The 2793-nt window shown below is 58.1% G+C and carries 5 protein-coding genes; 2 read left to right on the top strand and 3 right to left on the bottom strand.

Annotated elements, in window-relative coordinates:
• Together ACREAY_RS11075 and ACREAY_RS11080 are read left to right on the top strand one after the other, a co-directional pair.
• Window positions 1-476, top strand: a 476-nt coding sequence (locus tag ACREAY_RS11075) for a hypothetical protein (protein ID WP_431755831.1), incomplete at its 5' end; no start/stop codon positions are given.
• Entirely contained in the window at window positions 469-1197 is a 729-nt protein-coding gene (locus tag ACREAY_RS11080) for an orotidine 5'-phosphate decarboxylase (protein ID WP_431755832.1), read from the top strand. The genes ACREAY_RS11075 and ACREAY_RS11080, both read left to right, overlap by 8 nt.
• Here the strand turns inward: ACREAY_RS11080 and ACREAY_RS11085 are convergent.
• From ACREAY_RS11085 to ACREAY_RS11095, 3 genes are all read right to left on the bottom strand, one after another.
• Entirely contained in the window at window positions 1183-1599 is a 417-nt protein-coding gene (locus tag ACREAY_RS11085) for a bis(5'-nucleosyl)-tetraphosphatase (RefSeq protein WP_431755833.1), read from the bottom strand. The two genes, ACREAY_RS11080 and ACREAY_RS11085, sit on opposite strands and share 15 nt — an antisense overlap.
• A 38-nt stretch (window positions 1600-1637) precedes the next feature.
• Window positions 1638-1781, bottom strand: coding sequence for a hypothetical protein (locus tag ACREAY_RS11090; RefSeq protein WP_431755834.1), 144 nt, complete (start codon window positions 1779-1781; stop codon window positions 1638-1640).
• Window positions 1782-1809: 28 nt separating this feature from the next.
• Window positions 1810-2793: DUF373 family protein (locus ACREAY_RS11095; protein WP_431755835.1), on the bottom strand; the 984-nt coding region annotated here is incomplete at its 5' end.

The raw sequence follows: 2793 nt of genomic DNA on the forward strand, positions 1-2793 counted from the left end.
CGTACAGGGTGTCAAACGGCGTCGAGGAGGTGGTGCTCACCGAGTCGGTGGGCAACCCGACGTTTGTCTACTCGCCTATTCTAAAAGTGGAAAGGTTCCCCCTTGCGCTCACCAGGCAGGCCAAGGTCGATAAAAAGTCAGGTTATGCGGTAATAAAGCTCAAGGACCTGGCGTCGCTTGCCAAGGTGGCCGCGTACAAGACGATATATGAAGAAGCCCCGCTGCCGCTGTTCCTGTCCACAGAGCACGGCAAGGCGACAATAATCGGCACTCCCATGAGCGTGAGCGAGAACGACTCGCCGTCTTACTATTACTATGTCCTTTTGCAGGGCGAGCCGGCCGGACCGTTTCTGCGCTATGCGAGCCAGAGGCCAGAGCAGCCGTCGTTTACGACGAGCCTTGACGAGCACGGCAACATCTACATGAAAGTGGTGAGGCTGGCAGCGGACCACCCGCTGGTAAAGTCGTATGACTAGGTTTTCTGCCCGCATGGCGCAGGCCGCAAAAAGGAAAAAGAGCAGGATAATCCTTGCAGTCGACCCCAGGCCAGGCACCAAGAACCTGAAATTGTTTGCAAGAAAGGCGGTAAGGGAGGTTGCCGGCCACGTTTGCGGCATCAAGGTCAATTTCCACCTGCTCCTGCCGCTGTCAGGTCGCGAAATGTCGGGCATCACCAGGCTTGCGCACTCGTACGGGCTGGTCTGCATTGCCGACATAAAGCTCAACGACATCGACAGCACCAACAAGGCCGCGGTGGCGCACCTTGCTGCCATGGGCTTTGACGCCGTGATTGCCAACCCGTTCATGGGTGCTGCGACCCTCGCGTCGCTTGTAAAGGAGGCGCGCAGGATGGATCTCGGCGTGATTGCGCTTGTCTACATGAGCCACCCCGACGCAAAGGAAGGTTATGGCCTCGAGGCGAGGCAGGGCGCCGTCTACGAGATGTTTCTAGAGCGCGCCGTGAAAGCGGGCGCCGACGGCGCCGTGGTGGGCGCGACGCAGGCGGACATATTGAGAAAAGTCAGGGGCAGGCTCCCCGTCTATTCGCCGGGGGTCGGCGCGCAGGGAGGCGACGTCGAGCAGGCAGTCAGGAACGGGTCGGACTATTTGATAGTCGGCCGGTCGATAATAGAGGCAGACGACGCGGCAGGGGTCGCCAGAGAAATGAACAGTAAAGCGCGCTCAGCGCGACCTTAGATGATCGCGGGCCGCGGCAAGCAGGTCCTTGGCGTTTCTATACGTCAAAAGCCTGGTAGCGTCGTCGTATTTTTTCCACGCATAGCCGATGTGCTCGTGCGAGATGGTGACGTGGCGCGTGTTTGTCTTTGCAAGAAAGAGCACCACCTCCTTTTCGACCAGCCTTCTCGCCTTTCGGTACCGGTACGTTATCGACTGCTCAAAGCCGGCGAGGAACTCGACGTCGGTTATCCCCGTCTCTTCCTGGATCTCGCGGGCGGCGGCTTCGTGCTCGGTCTCGCCAAGCTCGATGTTTCCCTTGGGAAAGTCCCAGTGGCCGGCGGTATAGTTCAGGAGAAGGTATTCCGGCTCCTGGCCTGCATGAATGAAAAGGACTGCGCCGGCAGACCGCTCGTCGACCATGGCATGGGGGTGTCAGACGTGGTTTGTATATCTTGCCCCTAATCTTCTTCGGCCTGCTCTTCCTGCTGCTCGGCCTTTACAAAGGGGGCATAGTCGTGCACGTCTTCCCACTCTTCAACAGTCATCCAGTAGCCGCAGAACCACTTTTGCACCTGCTCGTCGTGCTGTCCGTGCTCTGGCATCAAAAGCCAAGCAGTAGCCGGGCGTTATTTAGTGTTTCATGGCAGGCTCGCCGGCGCGCCTGTGCCGGAACCGCTGGTACACAAACGCGGCCGCCACGAGCGCGACTGCCAAGCCTATCAGGAGCGACGAAATTAGCGTGAACGGGTTGGTGTCCTCTGTCAGCACGCCCGTGAACTGGACCATGGGGATGTAGAGCAGGCCGAGCACCACGAGGCGCAGTATGTCAGACATCTCGCGCGAACTGCCCTTTAGCCAGTTGCCCAGGAATATGCCCCCCATCATAGTCGCGATGCCTATCCACAGCAGAGTTATCGTGCCCTTGGCAAAGCTTCCGACGACGGTCTTGTTGGCAATGATGTCAAGCGCAGGCATCGACTGCAGGGGAATGTCAGGAGGAATGCTCGACAGGCCGTTTGCAATAGCCGCAAGTATGATGAGCACGCCGCCAAAGATGGAAAATATCTTGATAAAGTCAGTCGGCCCCATCTTGCCAAGCGAGTTTACCGCCTTGTCTATGTCAAATGCGCGCACCATGAACGCGCCGCCAAGGACTGCCAGTATGACGACGGTAAGCCACTTTGTCTGCTCAAACGCTACTGCGAGGCCTCCGGCAAGCAAGAGCACGCCGGGGACGCCGAGGAAGAACTTGCTGTACTGCGGGTCGTACATCATGGCCTTTATGTAGCGCCCAAGGATAGCGTAAGAATATTCCACGCTCCTGCTGTGGCGGATTATTATGCGCTGGACTGAAACTACTGGAACGCGCGACTGTATCACCGGCAGGACTGTCTCGTCGTCCTCGCCGTCTGACACGATGACTGCGCCAGTCGCGTTGTATACGGCCAGGATTGCCTGCACTTCGCGGCTGATCTTTTCGTCAGCCTCGACGCCGCGGTTGAACTTGCCTGCCACCACCGCGACCTCTGCGTTATAGCCCTTGCTTATCAATTCTTCATATGTTTTGACGGCGCCAAATATCGCGTTGCCGTCGGCGTCTTCAGGATCCTCAAT

The sequence above is a fragment of the Nitrososphaera sp. genome, from assembly GCF_050748925.1.
Taxonomy (GTDB): Archaea; Thermoproteota; Nitrososphaeria; order Nitrososphaerales; family Nitrososphaeraceae; genus Nitrososphaera.